The sequence below is a fragment of the Mucilaginibacter sp. A5337 genome, from assembly GCF_059690695.1.
This window is the reverse complement of sequence record NZ_JCAWEC010000003.1, coordinates 165,175-182,019: the sequence shown is the minus strand read 5'-3', so window position 1 is coordinate 182,019 and position 16,845 is coordinate 165,175. Positions and strand designations below refer to the sequence as shown.

The 16,845-nt window shown below is 42.4% G+C and carries 16 protein-coding genes and 1 tRNA gene; 14 read left to right on the top strand and 3 right to left on the bottom strand.

Annotated elements, in window-relative coordinates; genetic code table 11:
* Window position 1: 1 nt before the first annotated feature.
* The 14 genes from AC59JO_RS10680 to AC59JO_RS10615 all read left to right on the top strand — a co-directional run bounded on the left by AC59JO_RS10680 (window position 2) and on the right by AC59JO_RS10615 (window position 14,510).
* The gene (locus tag AC59JO_RS10680) at window positions 2-919 is read left to right on the top strand and encodes a hypothetical protein (RefSeq protein ID WP_497305241.1); all 918 of its coding nucleotides are present in this window, start codon (window positions 2-4) and stop codon (window positions 917-919) included.
* A 3-nt stretch (window positions 920-922) separates the two neighbouring features.
* Window positions 923-1,855 carry a hypothetical protein gene (locus AC59JO_RS10675; RefSeq protein WP_497305239.1) on the top strand — a complete coding sequence of 311 codons (933 nt, stop codon included), beginning with the start codon at window positions 923-925 and terminating at the stop codon, window positions 1,853-1,855.
* 11 nt (window positions 1,856-1,866) lie between these two features.
* Window positions 1,867-2,787, top strand: a complete 921-nt coding sequence (locus tag AC59JO_RS10670; protein WP_497305238.1) for a glycosyltransferase family 2 protein — start codon at window positions 1,867-1,869, stop codon at window positions 2,785-2,787.
* Window positions 2,777-3,955 (top strand): glycosyltransferase family protein, encoded by a 1,179-nt coding sequence (locus AC59JO_RS10665; protein WP_497305236.1) that lies wholly within the window; start codon window positions 2,777-2,779, stop codon window positions 3,953-3,955. The genes AC59JO_RS10670 and AC59JO_RS10665 overlap by 11 nt, the downstream gene beginning before the upstream one ends.
* A gap of 28 nt (window positions 3,956-3,983) precedes the next feature.
* The gene (locus tag AC59JO_RS10660; protein ID WP_413666195.1) at window positions 3,984-5,012 is read left to right on the top strand and encodes a glycosyltransferase family 4 protein; all 1,029 of its coding nucleotides are present in this window, start codon (window positions 3,984-3,986) and stop codon (window positions 5,010-5,012) included.
* On the top strand, window positions 5,009-6,226 hold the full coding sequence (locus AC59JO_RS10655; RefSeq protein WP_497305234.1) for a glycosyltransferase family protein: 1,218 nt from the start codon (window positions 5,009-5,011) through the stop codon (window positions 6,224-6,226). The genes AC59JO_RS10660 and AC59JO_RS10655 overlap by 4 nt, the downstream gene beginning before the upstream one ends.
* A 3-nt stretch (window positions 6,227-6,229) precedes the next feature.
* Window positions 6,230-7,513 carry a glycosyltransferase gene (locus AC59JO_RS10650; RefSeq protein WP_413666193.1) on the top strand — a complete coding sequence of 428 codons (1,284 nt, stop codon included), beginning with the start codon at window positions 6,230-6,232 and terminating at the stop codon, window positions 7,511-7,513.
* A gap of 58 nt (window positions 7,514-7,571) precedes the next feature.
* Window positions 7,572-8,729 (top strand): glycosyltransferase family 4 protein, encoded by a 1,158-nt coding sequence (locus tag AC59JO_RS10645; protein WP_497305232.1) that lies wholly within the window; start codon window positions 7,572-7,574, stop codon window positions 8,727-8,729.
* A gap of 107 nt (window positions 8,730-8,836) precedes the next feature.
* Window positions 8,837-10,246: an exosortase Y-associated Wzy-like protein gene (locus tag AC59JO_RS10640; protein WP_497305230.1), complete on the top strand. Its 1,410-nt coding sequence runs from the start codon at window positions 8,837-8,839 to the stop codon at window positions 10,244-10,246.
* Window positions 10,247-10,323: 77 nt separating this feature from the next.
* A complete protein-coding gene (locus tag AC59JO_RS10635) occupies window positions 10,324-10,947 on the top strand; it encodes a class I SAM-dependent methyltransferase (RefSeq protein WP_413666190.1) in 624 nt (207 codons plus the stop codon).
* Window positions 10,944-11,804 (top strand): glycosyltransferase family 2 protein, encoded by an 861-nt coding sequence (locus AC59JO_RS10630; protein ID WP_497305228.1) that lies wholly within the window; start codon window positions 10,944-10,946, stop codon window positions 11,802-11,804. The genes AC59JO_RS10635 and AC59JO_RS10630 overlap by 4 nt, the downstream gene beginning before the upstream one ends.
* Window positions 11,804-12,370, top strand: coding sequence for an exosortase Y (gene xrtY / locus AC59JO_RS10625; RefSeq protein ID WP_497305226.1), 567 nt, complete (start codon window positions 11,804-11,806; stop codon window positions 12,368-12,370). Before AC59JO_RS10630 ends, xrtY begins: the two co-directional genes overlap by 1 nt.
* A complete protein-coding gene (locus AC59JO_RS10620; RefSeq protein WP_497305224.1) occupies window positions 12,357-12,908 on the top strand; it encodes a WcaF family extracellular polysaccharide biosynthesis acetyltransferase in 552 nt (183 codons plus the stop codon). Before xrtY ends, AC59JO_RS10620 begins: the two co-directional genes overlap by 14 nt.
* 30 nt (window positions 12,909-12,938) lie before the next feature.
* On the top strand, window positions 12,939-14,510 hold the full coding sequence (locus tag AC59JO_RS10615; RefSeq protein WP_497305222.1) for a hypothetical protein: 1,572 nt from the start codon (window positions 12,939-12,941) through the stop codon (window positions 14,508-14,510).
* A gap of 421 nt (window positions 14,511-14,931) precedes the next feature.
* Here the strand turns inward: AC59JO_RS10615 and obgE are convergent, their stop codons facing one another.
* The 3 genes from obgE to AC59JO_RS10600 form a co-directional block, all read right to left on the bottom strand.
* Entirely contained in the window at window positions 14,932-15,939 is a 1,008-nt protein-coding gene (gene obgE / locus AC59JO_RS10610; RefSeq protein WP_413666185.1) for a GTPase ObgE, read from the bottom strand.
* Window positions 15,940-16,052: 113 nt separating this feature from the next.
* A complete protein-coding gene (locus tag AC59JO_RS10605) occupies window positions 16,053-16,631 on the bottom strand; it encodes an adenylate kinase (RefSeq protein WP_413666184.1) in 579 nt (192 codons plus the stop codon).
* A gap of 101 nt (window positions 16,632-16,732) precedes the next feature.
* Window positions 16,733-16,806 (bottom strand) — tRNA-Arg (locus AC59JO_RS10600).
* Window positions 16,807-16,845: the final 39 nt, after the last annotated feature.

Below are 16,845 nucleotides of genomic sequence, written 5' to 3'. Positions count from 1 at the left end.
AATGCAATCGCTTATTAATTTTTTATATCGTAACCCGCGTTCACAACTGCAAAAGTTCAGGCGTTTTGGCGGTTATCTTAACTACCGCAGCATGATGAACGGGCGCAGGGAAATGGAACAGCACTCGGTTGAATTGCCGCCAGTAATTTCATATGCCGATGGATTGCTGGTTTACTTTTTAACGGGTAGAAACTACCTGTATCAAACGCTTTATTGCATCCAGTCATTAATTAAATCATCCTCGGCAAAATTTAAATTCATCCTGGTTGACGACGGCAGTTTTAATGCCGAACTACTTAAGAGAGTAGAAAGACAGCTACCCGGCGCACAGGTTATTACACAGGACAGGATCAGCGAAAACCTTCAAAATGCTTTGCCCGAAGCACGCTATCCCTATCTTCATAAAAAAAGAGCGGTTTATCCTCATATCAAAAAACTAACCGATGTACACACCATTCCCGGCGACGCATGGAAACTGGTGCTGGATTCGGATATGCTTTTTTGGCGTGAACCTATAGATCTGATCAATTGGCTCAATCATCCGCAGCGCCCCCTGCACATGGTTGATTGTACCGAAGCCTATGGTTACTCGCAACAACTCATGGAGCAACTGGCAGCTTCAGCTATAAAACCATTACTTAATGTAGGCGCTATTGGTTTAAAAAGCAATGATATCGATTGGGACAAACTTGAAAATTGGGTTAAAACACTCGAAGAGCAGGAAGGTACTTCTTACTATTTAGAGCAGGCGCTTTCGGCCATGCTTATAGGGAACGCCGATGCCACAGTTTTGAAAGCCGAAGATTATATTGTTAACCCAGGCCCGGATCTGATCAAAAACAAAACAGGCATACTCCATCATTATGTCGACCTTTCAAAAGAAGGTTACTTTAAACACACCTGGAAACATTTTTTATAGCTCGTGACCTTAGGTAAAATAGCATACAAATACTTTTTTAAACCCACCTTTTCGGCAAGGTACCATATCAGCCATTTCGGGTTGAAGGGCTGGCTAAACATGCAACGAGGCGAACAGCAAATGAAAAAGGCAGCACTGAAGTTGCCGCCGGTTAAGCTTTCAACAGATAAAACCCTTGAAGTAAACTTCCTGACAGGGGCAAAATACTGGCACCAAACTATTTTTTGTGCTTATACATTGGCTCGTCACCTGGATGGCCGGTTAGGGATCAGGCTATATTCAGACGGAACACTTACCGATGAGCATATCGGTTTTGTAAACCGGGTATTGCCAGGCATTGAAGCCATATCCGAGCAGCAGGTGTTACAACATCTCGACCTTGTTTTACCAAGGCATCATTTTCCAACATTAAGGTTTTTGCGTAACTGGCACCCCTTTTTTCGCCGGTTGATAGATATTCATACCTCACTCTCATGGGCAATCCATATGGATAGCGACATGATCTTTTTTGGTAAACCCGATCAAATACTGGAGGCATATCAACAAAAAACAGCCGTTTATATGAAGGAGCAACTGGCAAGTTCATATTTTGTCGATAACGAGGGTATACTCAGGGATAAACATGGCATCAACTGTATCAAAAGCGTTAACGGCGGCATCATAGCTTATGACAATGATAAAATTGATTATGCCAACCTTGAAGAAAAAGCTAAACTGCTGTTGCAGCACTACCCCCATGCGGGGCCGGCACAGGTTGAACAAACATTGATGAGCTACGTGCTGTATCAGCAAAACGCTGAAGCACTTGATGATAAATTATACAGCATCTTTTACGATAATAAACCCGGCTTTAAAAGTCAAAACATCGTACGCCATTATATTTTCAAAGCTAAACTGCCCTATTTTACTACCGAGTGGAAAAAAGTAACCCGTTAGTATCTATTTGCATGCCCGCCTATAACGCGGGCAAATATATTGCTGAGGCTCTTCGTTCAGTACTTGAGCAAACCTATACCAACTGGGAGCTCATCATTATTAATGACGGATCTACTGATGATACTTCCATAGTACTTAAACAGTTTGCCGATCCGCGTATCAGCATTCATCAGCAGGAAAACAGCGGTCAGTGCGCAGCCGCAAATAAAGCCTTTAATCTTTCAAAAGGACGGCTTATCAAATTTATGGATGCCGACGATATGATCTCACCCGGTTATATCGCCGAACAGGTTAACCGCATTGGTGATTGTGAGGATGTGGTGGCCTCCGCTGCCTGGGGCCGTTTTTATAATGACGATATCAATACTTTTAAACTGAACGAAGAGTTCATCGGTCAGGACTGCAAACCTATCGACTGGCTGGTATCATCTATGGATGGCAAACAGGCAATGATGCAATGTGCCTTATGGCTAATTCCAAGGGCTATACTTGAACAATCGGGTTTATGGGATGAGCGGTTAAGCCTTGTAAATGATTTTGAATTTATTACACGCGTGTTATTGCATGCAAACAAAATTCGCTTCGCCCAAAATGCTGTTTTGTATTACCGGAGTGGTATCAGCAATTCGCTGTCTGCATTAACGTCCAGGCGGGGGATTGAATCGGCATTTACATCTATTTATAAAGGTACAACATACATGCTGCAGTATGAAAATAGCGCAAGGGTAAGAACCGCCGTTGCCGATTGTTTGCAAAATTTTGTTTATGCGTATTATCCCCACCATCCCGATATTATGAACAAGGCCCAACAGCGCATTGATGAGTTAGGCGGCTCAAAAGCACAGTTCCCGGCGGGCGGCTACACCAAAGTGCTAAATCGGTTCATAGGCTGGAAATTAACACAAAAATTTAAAGCCTTCTTTGGCAGATAATATATCCATGCGCATACTGCTTTCATTTTTACAGGATAAAGTAAGCAAGCCCCATCCCGTGCCCTCCTACCGCTTTTGGCAACATTATATTAAAAATGGTATTGAGGAGGCTGGCATGAGCTATATTGAAGTACCGGAGGTTGATTGGGCCGAAGGTTTGGTATACGATGAAGGTTCGGCTGCTTTGCAAAACTGGCAGGAACAGAGTTGGCAGGCAACCATCAATTATATTAAAGCCAACCGGCAAAACATCGATATTTTTTTAGCTTACCTGTATCCGAAGCAAATACAAGTGGATGCTATAGAACAGATCAGGAAAATGGGAATCCCCTGTGTTAATTTTTATTGCGATAACATCAGGGAGTTTAAAACGGCACCGGCAAAGTTCAGGATCTTTGATTTGATTTGGGTTCCTGAATTTGAGGCTTTAACTATGTACAAGAAAGCTGGGGTAAAGCATATCAACCTGCCAATGCCTATGTGGGTAGAGCCCCAATTAAGGCAGCATATTCCGGTCCATGAACAACCTGGCATATCATTTATTGGCTCAAAAGACATATTGCGGGAAAATCTCTTAGCGCAGGCCATTCAAAAAGGCCTTCCGCTAAGCATTCGCGGTGCAGGCTGGTTAACGAATGACACACCCCCACCATTTGTACCGGGTTCTGCCTATCAAAAGCTCATTAATCAGGTTAATTTTACAAAACAGCATGGACTTTCAGGATTGTCCATCAAAGTTCAACAGCAATTAAACAAACTCCCCGTTATCCCGATTAACGGCGATCATATATTTGCAAGCCCTGATTTTGATGAGTATATCAACATCACCCAAAGCAGTATGGTTACCCTGGGGATTAACCGGGTACCAACGTTTAAACGTCCCCACAACAATCCGCTAACCTATTCCCGGTTGCGTGATATAGAAGCCCCGATGCTTGGCGCCTGCTACCTTACCGAATATTGCCAAGGCATTGATGAGCTTTACGATACAGAACAGGAAATTAACGTTTACCGCACTATTGATGAACTGGTGCAAAAAGCAACTGAACTGCTCAGCAACAAAGAAAAAAGGGATAAGCTAAGGATCAACGGGCAGCAAAGGGCATTGAACGATCACGCCATCTCTTCATCGTTAAAAAAAATAAAGAGGGCTATTTTTGACAAATAAACGTACATAACAAACCTATCTTAAACCTTTGAAAATAGCCATTATCGTAAATCCGCTGATCCCTGTACCTCCCGAGCAATACGGTGGTATTGAACGCATTGTTTTTATGCTGATCCAGGAGCTTAAAAAAAACGGGCACGATGTTACCCTATATGCCAATGAACATTCGCAGCCGGGCTGCAAACTCGTTGGTTTCCGCGAATCCACGCATTATGGGATAAAAGATCTGGTGAAGATCAACCGGCTTACTTCAAAAATTGCTTTTCAGCATTTTGATATTGTGCACACTTTCGGCCGCATGAACAATATTGCTTTACTCATGTTAAGCCGGATTCCCAAAATAGTGTCATACCAGTTGCCACCTACCCTATCGCAGGTTAAAAAAGCAGTTAGCATTGCTTATAAACATTCACTCAGGTTTACCGCCTGCAGCAACTACATAGCCAATCAAATAACTGCTTTTGCCGATGTAACCACTATTTATAACGGGGTTGACATCAACGATTACGATTTCAATGCCGATGTTGCCCCTGATGCGCCTCTTACTTTTTTAGGCCGGATCCAGCACGAAAAAGGAACAGCTATTGCCATACATGCAGCAAAAAAAACTAATCAAAAACTGGTAATAGCAGGTAACATACCTAACGAGCCAAAACATCAACAATATTTTGATGAACAGGTAAAACCTTATATAGATGGCGAACAGATCAAATACATAGGCCCGGTTAACAATAGCCAAAAAAACCAATTGCTCCGTAATTCAAAAGCCTTCCTGATGCCTGTAACCTGGGATGAGCCCTTTGGCATTGTAATGGCCGAGGCACTGGCCTGCGGCACGCCCGTTATCGGTTTTAAACGTGGCGCTGTTCCGGAGGTAGTAACCAACGGATTAAACGGTTTTGTATGCGATACGGAGGTCGATATGATAAAGGCAATTAACCATATTGATAGCATCAACAGGGCAGCCTGCCGGCAGGTGGCCGAACAAAAATTCAGCGCCGGGGTGCTGGCCAAACAATACGAGGAGTTATACCAACTGGCAACGCGTAAAAATTGAAGAACGTTACTTTCATAACTACCGGTCAGCCTACTACCAATCCGCGCCTGGTTAAAGAGGCCGAAATATTGCATAAGCTTGGTTATAGCGTTAAAGTTATCTGTTGCTTTTACCAGCAATGGGCACAAAAAGCCGATAAGACTTTAACAGAAAAGTATCCTGGCATGTATATTTATTGTGGCGGAGATCCGGTTGTGAAAAAGGCAAGTTATTTTAAAACGCGTATCCGCCAAAAGCTAAGTACGCTGCTATTTAAATATACCCGAAATTTCGGCATCCCGGAAAACGCCATCAGCCGTAGCCATATTGAAGCCTTGGCTATCGCAAAAAAAATAAAAACAGACCTCTACATAGCCCATAACCTCGGCGCACTGCCAGCTGCAGTATTAGCAGCAAAACGCAATGGTGCCAAAGTTGGTTACGATGCAGAGGATATGCATTCGGGCCAGTTTACTTCAACTCATGACGAAAGCTATCGCCTCAATAAATACATTGAAGAAAAATATTTTAGCCGGGTTGATTATTTTACGGCGGCAAGCCTGCTCATAGCCCAATATTACAAACACGAATACGGTTACTTAAGCCCTGTCGTTATAAACAATGTGTTCCCTAAAACAACGTTGAATATCGTCCAAAACTATAAAGCCAATGAGCCATTAAAACTGTTTTGGTTTTCGCAAACGATAGGCCCGGAAAGAGGATTGGAAGATATTATCAAAGCAATGGCAGCTACTAAAGGTAATGTACAATTACATCTGCTGGGCAATTGCAGTGAAAACAACAGATTGGCATTGTTAAACCTTGGCGATGAGCTTAAATTAAACGCGGATCAACTTCAGTTCCATGAACCTATTGCTGCTGATGAGATCTTCAGTTTTGCGAGCCGCTTTGATATCGGCATGGCTACCGAAACAGGGGTGCCTTTAAACAGGGATATCTGCCTCACCAACAAGATCTTTACTTATGTACAATGCGGCCTTGCCATGATAGCAAGCGATACACAGGCACAAAAACTGTTTATGGAACAATATCCGGCTACCGGAAAATTATATCAAAAACACAATTTGCAATCACTAACGGATTCTATCAGTTTTTATATTGAGAATCCGGATGTTTTATATCAAACACGCCTTCAAAACTACCAATTAGGGCAAACAACCTTAAACTGGGAAACTGAAAGCAGGGTATTTTTAAACCTGGTTCAAAATCTATAACACTTGAATAAAAAGCTCCTCATTATTTCGCCATACTTCCCACCTGTAAATGCGGCGGATATGCAGCGCGTAAGAATGAGCCTTCCTTATTTTGCAGCCTGTGGCTGGGATCCAGAGGTGGTAACCATTGACGAACAATATGCCGACCAGGCCAAAGATGAGCTATTGCTGCAAAGCCTGCCTTCGGGTATTAAAATTCACAAAGTAAAAGCTTTAAGCAAGAAATTGACTTCAAAAGTAGGGCTGGGTAGTATTGCTATCCGCTCATTATGGTATTACCGTAAAACGGTTAACCGCTTGCTGAAGAATAACAAGTTTGACCTCATTTATTTTTCAACCACACAATTCCCGGTTTGTATTTTGGGGGCTTACTGGAAAAAGCGTTTCGGGGTTCCCTATGTTATTGACATGCAGGACCCCTGGCATTCCGATTATTATATCAATAAGCCAAAAAACGAACAGCCCCCTAAATATTGGTTTGCCTATCGCTTAAACAAATACCTGGAGCCCATAGCGGTAAAAAATGTAGCTGGACTGATCAGCGTATCATCTGCCTATATCGACGAGCTTAAATCACGTTATCCTGTAATTCAGAATATCCCGGCGGCAACCATAACCTTCGGGGCTTTTGAACCAGATTTGCAAATAGCAAAAGACAATGAAAAGCTTTTTCCCAATTTGCTTGATGAGAGCTCTGTTAATGTGGTATATATAGGTCGCGGGGGTAAGGATATGCACAAAGCCATAAGCCCGGTGTTTGAAGCATTGCAAACCGGATTAAAGAAAGACAAAGAGCAATACATTAAAATAAAACTTTACTTCATCGGTACCAGTTATGCCCCCGCCGGGCAGGGAATAGCAACAATACAACCTTTGGCCAAACAATATGGTATTGCGGACCATGTTGTTGAAATTACCGACAGGATCAGCTACTATCAAACACTGCTTACGCTTCAACAAGCAGATGCACTGTTTATCCCGGGATCTGACGATCCAAAGTATACAGCATCAAAAATATTCCCGTACCTGCTCACAAAAAAAACTGTGTTAGCTGTATTTAATGCTGCAAGCTCTGCAATACCCATTATGCAGCAGTATGGTGTAGAACATGTTTACAGCTACGATAATATTACTAATGAAAATGTATTCACATTTTTCAATCAGCTAATTCAGGGCGGTTTAAAACCGGTTGAATATAATACTGATGCTGTAAAAGAATATTCAGCGCAGGAAATGACACTGGCACAGTGCCGCTTATTTGATAAAGTCATTTGTGCAGACCGTTAAATAAATGAAGTTTTATTCTGAAAGCAATCTTGGCAAAATAATGGGCGAAACTATTTAAATGAAGAAATTAGCCATTGTTATCACCCACCCTATACAGTACTACGCCCCGGTATTTAAGCTGTTGCAGCAACAGCAAAAAATAAGTATCATGGTATTCTATACCTGGGGCGAGGGTGCCATGCAAAAGTTTGATCCCGGCTTCGGCAAAAATATCAGCTGGGACCTTCCGCTGCTTGAGGGTTATCCTTATCAATGGGTAAAAAATATTTCGGCCGATCCTGGCTCACATCACTCAAAAGGGATCGACAATCCTGATCTTATTAATCAAATAAACATATGGCAGCCTGATGCAGTATTGGTGTACGGCTGGTTTTATAAAAGTCACCTCAAAACCCTTAAACATTTTAAAGGCAAAGTCCCTGTCATTTTCCGGGGCGATTCAACTTTACTTGACGATACCGGCGGGATTAAATCATTATTGCGAAGCTTGTTTTTAAAGTGGGTTTACCGAAACGTTGATTACGCGCTGTACACCGGTTCAAATAATAGGGCATATTTTAAGAAATGCGGGTTAAAAGAAACACAATTGTTTTTTGCGCCGCATGCAGTAGATAATGATCGATTTGCTACCGGCAGAACACATGAGGCACAGGCACTGCGCAATCAGTTGGGGATAGAAGATGATGAAAAGCTCCTGCTTTTTGCCGGTAAGTTTGAAAGTAAAAAAGCCCCGTTATTACTGCTTGAAGCCTTTGCTGATGTAAACTTACCGGATACCCACCTGCTGTTTGCGGGGAACGGAATTTTAGAGATAGAACTCAAAAACAAGGCCAGCCGGCATAAAAACGTACACTTTATTGATTTTCAAAACCAGCTTGATATGCCGGTGGTTTACCAGGCCTGCGATATTTTTTGCCTCCCTTCAAAAGGGCCCGGTGAAACCTGGGGATTGGCCGTAAACGAAGCTATGGCCTGCGGTAAGGCCATACTTATATCAAACAAAGTTGGTGCGGGCACCGATTTGGTAAAGGATCATAAAAACGGCCTGATCTTTAATGCCGGCGACCTTACCGATTTAAAAAGCAAACTAAAAACATTGCTTCTGTATAATAAAACTGCTTTATTTACAATGGGACAGCAGTCTGGGGAAATTATCGAAGGATGGAGCTTTGGCAAACAGGTTGAAGCGATAGAACAATTAGTGTTAGGCCTATAGTATTAAGCCGGAAGTCGCAAGTCAGATTTCTGACTTTTTACTTAGAGCTTATAACTTCAGACTAAAAACCAAGGGCAATTTGTCAATAACACGATATTAATTAATAAATGCAGCAAAGCAAATCAATAGAGCGGTATATTGTGTTGTTTATACCATGGCTGCTGGCGCTGGCATGTAAAAGCGATAGCGTGTTATCCTATTTTGTGGCATGGGGGGGCTCATTTTTTATATTCCTTATCACACTTACCGGCTGGGTACGCCCAATCCCCAATGATCGCCCCATTGCCGAACAATTGATGAGGCCTTTATTTATCATCCAGATAATTTTTGCGGGGTACATGTGCAGTACATCCATCTTCTATTTTATGAATACCCTCGGCTATGAAAATTTTAAGCACGTGTTTATTCATACCTTAAATGATAAAGATACATTGGGATTAATTGCCCAATGTCAGCGCTATTACTGCCTTGGACATGCTTCTTTTGTAATGGGTGTACTTATTTTCATGAACTATCCGGTAGTCAAAAAATACCACATCGAAACAGAAAAATTGGCAAACCTGCTCATGATGTCGGCCATTATCAGCTTTCCGCTCTCATTGCTGTTTCTTAAAGTTCCCGGGTTTTCACAATTTTATTACCAGTTTAGCTCATTAAGCTTTATTGCCGGCACGTTGGCGTTGGCCTTCGCCATACCATTAAAAAAAGCAGGCAATACGCTCATCTGTTTTTTACTATATGCCTTTAACTTTTACCAGGCCCTCACTTCCGGGTTTAAAGAACCTATTATCATCAGCATACTTGTTTTAGGAATCTTTTTATACCCCACCTATAAAAAACTGGTAACCATCACTTTCGTACCCGCCATTTTTTTATTATTTACGGTATTGCCAACCTATAACCATATTTACCGCGCCAATGCCTGGAATGGTGATACCAATAGTGACCAGGCCTCACAACTGGCCCTTGATGCTGCATTAAATGTAGATGACGAAGATGTTAAAGAAACTAACTGGGATTTTTTAGTTTATCGCTTAAGCGAAATTGATATGTTTACCCGCTTTGTACAGTCGACGCCTAAAAATGTTGATTTTTATGGACTGGATCTCGTTAAACAATCGGCCATTGCATTAGTACCGCGAATACTATGGCCCTCTAAGCCTATTACCGAAGACCTGATCATGCAGCGGGTTTACGATGCCGGCGTAGTTAACCGTAATTCTTCCGTATCGGCCAAACCAGCTTATATAGTTGATGCTTATCTTTCGGGTGGTGATTTAGGGATCTTTATCTTCCTTTTTGGATATGGCGCCATTGCGCAACTCATAGCCGTTAAAGCCGAAAAACTATTTGGAGGATATATATTAGGAACAGCGCTTATATTTTCGGGACTCTTTCAGATCATGTGGCGGGGCATCAGCTTCGAGTTTTTGTTCAACACCGTTTTCTGGAGCTATATAAGCATGCTGCTTATTCACAGAATATTAGTAAATTCTAAGATTTTAAAAGAGGTTTAAAGTAATCCTTAGCCCATCACTAATGATCATAAAACAGCTGCGATAATAAAAAATATGTACCTGCAAATAACAACTGCATGAGCGCTTATAAAGACTACGATTATCCCGACGCAAGTCCCTGCCATGTATTTAAAGAGCTCGAGAAGCCGCTGATGTCCTTATTAAATAAAGATGTTAACAGTAGTATTCTTGATCTTGGCTGCGGTAATGGGCACCTGGTAAATTATTTGTTGGCCCGGGGATTTAACGCTTACGGTATTGATGCATCTAAACCCGGCATAGCCATTGCCGAAAAAATAAACCCCGGCAGGTTTTTTGTTCATGACCTTTCCGTTGAAGGTTTGCCGGCGCCATTGAAAGATCATACTTTTAATACCATTATATCAACCGAGGTTATTGAGCATCTGTATGACCCTTATGCCTTTATACGCCTTTGCCGGGATGTTTTAAGCGAATCAAAAGGAGAGCTTATCGTATCCACGCCCTATCATGGCTATTTAAAAAATTTGTTTTTAAGCATCTTAAATAAATGGGATAACCATATCAGCCCTTTGTGGCAGGGCGGGCATATTAAATTCTGGTCGGTTAAAACGCTTACGCAAATTCTTAACGAACATGGGTTTGAAGTAACTGCATTCAGGGGCTGCGGCAGGTTTCCTTATTTTTGGATGACGATGATCATTAAAGCCAAACTCAAGTGAGCGAAAACCTGGACATTATTATTTTAACTTTTGACGAAGCAAAAAACATCGGCGACTGCCTGCAAAGTGCAACTGCGCTTAAGGGTAATATTTACATTGTTGATTCCGGCTCAACCGATAACACTTTGGATATTTGCAGGCTGTATACTCAAAATATTTTCACCCATCCGTTTGAAAATTATGCGGCACAGCGTAACTGGGCACTGGATAATCTCCCTTTAGCAGGTGCCTGGGTCCTTAATCTTGATGCCGATCACCGGGTAACACCTGAACTTGCAGCACAGTTGAATGATATTTTCAGCAAGCCTGTAGATTCGGAAATCAACGGTTTCCTCATCAGCAGGCGTACGATGTTTATGGGGAAATGGATAAAACATGGCGGTCACTACCCTACTTATCATGCCAACCTGTTCAGGCAGGGTTTCGGGCGCTGCGAGGAAAAACTGTACGACCAGCATTTTAAGGTTACCGGCAACACACAGATACTAAAAACAGATATTATTGATGTGATAACCGATTCGCTTACCAGTTTCATTGCACGTCACAACCATTGGGCAACGCTGGAAGCACAGTATCTTGTTGAGCAGCAAAACGCTCCTTTAGTTGACGATAAGGGCAAATTGGTACATCCGCGCTTATTTGGTAACCCGATGGAACGCCGCCGATACATGAAAAAAAGGTACGAAGCGTTTCCCTTATTTGTAAGGCCTGTAATTTATTTCACGATAAGATATTTTATAAAGCTTGGTTTTTTAGATGGAAAAACCGGGCTGGTATTCCATTTTTTACAGGGTTTTTGGTTCAGGTTTTTGATCGATGCTAAAATTTATGAGTTACGAAAGGAGAGTAAAAAATAATGAAGCGCCCTGCTTTTTTTAATAATCCGGCAACACGGTTTATGCTGTTGTTCATATTGTTATTTACCATTTTCTACAATTTTAATATTTTCTTTTTTGGCATTACCAGTCCCGGCGGAAATTACAGTCCATTTTTAGCCGAGCATCTAAACTACATAGCAGCTTTGCGACAGATTTTATTAGATTGTAGTGTAATGATCCTGAAATGGCTTGGCTATGCCGCAATTGATAACAACTCCGAATTATTGGTTGCAGGCAAGGGGACACTGGCCGTAGTTTATAGCTGCCTGGGATTAGGATTGATCAGCTTCTTTTCGGCTTTTGTGCTGGCCTATCCATCTCCGCTCCGATCAAAATTGGTATTCCTCGTTTCGGGGATTTTAGTCATCCAACTTTTAAACGTGATGCGTTTTGTTTTACTGGCTATCTTTTGGTCAAAAAAGGCCAACCGGATCATTGACCATCACACCATTTTCAATATTATACTTTACATCATTATTGCGTTTAGCCTTTATATTTGGATTAAACGTAACGATAAGCTTGCCGGTACCGATGCCCAAAACTGATCTTTCTACTTACAACAATCATCCTTATAATCCGGGCGGCAACGCATTGAAGTGCATTTTATGGTACTACTTTAATGCGCTGTTTTTAAAAACAAGCATTTTACCATCAAGCGCGTTTAAAGTATTTTTTTTGAGGCTGTTTGGCGCAAGGATCGGTAAAAATGTAACAATTAAGCCTTGTGTAAACATCAAATATCCATGGAACCTGCATATAGGCAACGAAAGCTGGATAGGCGAAAACGTATGGATAGATAGCCTGGTGCTGATCCAAATAGGCGCACACGTGTGCCTGTCGCAGGGGGCGGTGTTGTTAACGGGCAGTCACAATTACAAAAAAACATCGTTTGATTTGATCACCAAAGGCATAATTTTGGAAGATGGGGTATGGATTTGCGCAGGGGCAATGGTTACCCCCGGCATAACAGCCGCTTCACATGCGGTATTAACCAGCGGTTCCATTGCTACAAAAAATATGGAAGCCTATGGCATTTACCAGGGTAATCCTGCAGTAAAGATCCGGGAACGGGAGATCAGTTAAAAATTTACATCATCTGCTTAAAGTAACACTATGCTAAAACAAAAACTACAAACCCATCAAATCATCTTATTGGTTATGAGCGGGATTGTTTTCATTATGGGTATTATGCTGATCATAGCCCCTGCGGCCATTTATCCCGACCCGAGCAAAGGATTCCAGGTAATGCGCTCTATGGAGTTGGGCTCGGCGTTCAACATCGTCGTAAAACCCGACCAGAATGATATCAGCAAAAATACCTCTGAATTCTTGGCATGGTGGTCGCCGGGACAATACCTGGTGCCTTACTTTTTCAAACTGATTTTTGGCGTTAATACAGGGCAGGCCTCTTCTATAGTAACGCTGCTATTTTCGTTATCAGGCATTTTCGGATTTTACTATTTCTTTAAAAAGGCCGGGTTTACGCCAATGATCTCGGTTTTAAGTGTACTGTTCATCATCATTCAGCTCTCGTTTTTTACGCCTTATGTATTTTACAATGGCGGCGAAGTATTGCTTTTTGGCTATACCGGCTGGTTTTTATGCGGCTGTATGGCGTTCGAAAAAGTTAATTGGAAACTGGCGGTATTCATTTCTGTTGCCGGTATCATTGGTTTTATCTGTAAATCATCCTTTTTGTGGATGCTTGCCGCCGGCTGCTGTTTTTTGTGGTTCCGGCTTTCATTAGGTACAAAGGCTATCTCCGGCTGGATAAAAAATGGCTTATGGATAGGTATTCCGGCAATACTTTCACTACTTACCATCAGTCATTTTTATCTTTCTAAAGGAGGTAATCCATCAACCGTGCATGGCAGCATAAAACTGGCCTGGGAAACTTTCGGTTTTCCGCTGGCATCGCCGATATTGACAGCTTTTTCGATAGATGACTTAACCAACGGCCTGTTGTTTCATGATGACCCTCCTATGTTTACCTATTTTTGGGGCGTAGTAATTGTACTTATTTGTGCCATATTAAGTATTTTACTCATCTGGTTTATCGTAAAAAAAGTTCCCTACAAAAATTACGTACTGCTGCTGCTGGTTTTTTATGTGGTAATGGTGTTGTTTTTCGGGCAATCGTTTTTGAGGCAGGCTAATATCTCATACGAGGCAAGGCATTTAAGGCTCATTGGGCTCATCATTGCCCCGGGCATCATTTATTTGATAAGCGGCCTGCAAACCGGTTACAAATACCTGTTTTATTTTGTGTGCTTCGTTATTGCCTACTCAAGCTATAAATATTTTGTACCAAGCTATTTTCAAAATAAAAACACGAGCGCACACGGCTATTCGGGGATAGCACAGTTATTTATTGATCAGCCATCGTTAAACTATATCCGCAACCTGGACAGGCAAAATACCAACGCGATTTTTGTAGTTACAAGTCCAGATCTGAGCCTGGAGATTGAACATAACCGTACGATAACAGTTGAAGCCATCGGCCCCGACGTAGCAATTGATTTTGACGATTATGTATATAAAGGCCACGCCGGTCCGCTGTATATAGTTTTACCTTCCGATTATATCGGCCCAAAATCAACCATCATGCGTAAATGTTTTCCGGGTTATAAGGGTTTTAAAATGACGATGCTGAGCAACCAGTTTATTTTGTGGGAGGCGAAGTAGGTGAAGGTAAAAGCACAGTTCCTCGCCATTGTTGGTGCTCGGAAGATTTTTTAATTCCCTCCTTAGGGAGGGGTGCGGCAGAGTTGTGTAGTGGCAGGGAGGGGTTTATTCGCTTAAAATAGCGCATAAACCCCTCCCTACACCCTCCCAAGGGAGGGTGTCGCACAATTCTCTGCTTTTTTTAATCTTCCGAACACCTATGGTGACAACACCAACAACGAGCAAAGCATGCCATATCTTGAAAAAAAACTGTCATTTCGACAAACAAGTGCAGGGAATGAGGGTAGCGTGAGGGAGCAATCTTATACACCCTGCTCTAAACATGCATCGTGATTGCATGGCGTACAAGATTTCTCTTTCGCCCCGATGCTTTCACCTTGGTAACCCCATCGAAATGACAATTCTTATTCGTTAAAGTGCTTTAAACCACGCTCGCATTGATCTCTTTCCAGAGCAGGTCTTTTAGCTGATCGATATTTTTCTGGGCTACAGACGATATAAATATAGAGGGGATTCCATCCGGGATCTCCTTTTTCATTTCGGCCTGCAGCTCGTCGTCAAGCATGTCAGTTTTAGTAATTGCCAGCACACGCGGCTTGTGCATCAGTTCGGGATTGTATTCTTCCAGCTCACGTAATAATATTTCGTATTCTTCTTTTATGCTGCGCGACGTATCAGCAGGTACCATAAACAGTAACACTGAGTTACGCTCGATATGCCTTAAAAACCGAAGCCCTAAGCCCTTACCCTGCGATGCACCTTCGATAATACCCGGGATATCGGCCATTACAAATGAACGCCCGCCGCGATATGATACGATGCCTAAGTTAGGCACCAGTGTAGTGAATGCGTAATCAGCAATTTCGGGTTTTGCAGCCGACACTACCGAAAGCAGGGTTGATTTACCCGCGTTAGGGAACCCTACCAAACCAACATCAGCCAATACTTTAAGTTCGAGAATATTCCAGTCTTCACGGCCGTCTTCTCCGGGCTGCGCAAAACGCGGTGTTTGTTGGGTTGATGTTTTAAAATGCCAGTTTCCCAGTCCGCCACGGCCACCCGGAGTAAGGATCTTTGTTTCGCCGTCCTGAGTGATTTCGAAAAGTACTTCTCCGGTTTCGGCATTTTTTACGGTTGTACCAAGGGGTACTTCCAAAATTTCATCGCGACCGGTTTTGCCAGTACGTAATGAGCTGCCGCCCGAATCACCATCGCCTGCAATAACGTGTTTTCGATATTTTAGGTGAAGCATTGTCCATAGCTGGGCGTTACCTTTTACAATAACATGGCCTCCCCTGCCGCCATCACCACCATCAGGACCACCTTTTGAAGTTAATATATCACGGTGCAAATGGGCAGAACCGGCACCTCCGTGGCCCGAACGGCAACAGATTTTTACATAATCAACAAAATTGGAACCCTGCGACATAATTTTTTTATTTAGACGGAAAGTCCGAAAGTTAGTAAAGTCCGAAAGTTAAGAATATTAATGTTCCCAACCTGCGGACTTTACCGACTTTCGGACTAAAGACTTCCGAACGACTATTTATTATACTCTTCTATAACATCAACTAAAGCACCGAAGATGTCATCTACCGAACCTACGCCGTTAATGTTTTTAAATTTATTTTGATTTTGATAAAAACCGGCTACAGGAGCAGTTTTATCATTGTATTCTTTAATGCGTTTGCGGATAACCTCGGGATTAGCATCATCTGCCCTGCCAGATTCTTTCCCCCTATCCAACAGACGGCGCTCAAGCTCGTCATCGTTAACCTCAAGCGCTGTCATGCCTGAAATTGCCGATTGCTTTGATTCCAATAACTTATCCAAAGCCTCTGCCTGTGCAACAGTGCGCGGGAAACCATCAAAAATAAAACCTTTGGCATCCTTGTTAGCGTCAAGCTTATTGCTGATCATGCCAATAACTACGGCATCCGGAACAAGTTTTCCGTCGTCCATCAGTTTTTTGGCTTCCAAACCCAATTCTGTACCTTGAGCAATTTCGCCGCGTAATAAATCCCCAGTTGAAAGATGGATCAAATCGTATTTCTCAATAAGTTTTTTCGACTGAGTACCTTTCCCGGCACCGGGAGGGCCAAACAAAACCAGATTTAGCATGCTCTTGATAAATTAAAAGCCTTTCGGTAATACAACAGAAAGGCTTATCAGTTAGTTTTGTGCACCTTGGGCAGAAAAACCCTGTAATTGCAGTGCGTTTGTGCACTCGAAGGGAGTCGAACCCCTAACCTTCTGATCCGTAGTCAGATGCTCTATCCAATTGAGCTACGAGTGCCTGTTCCGAAATGGAATGCAAAGATAGGATTTAAATAAC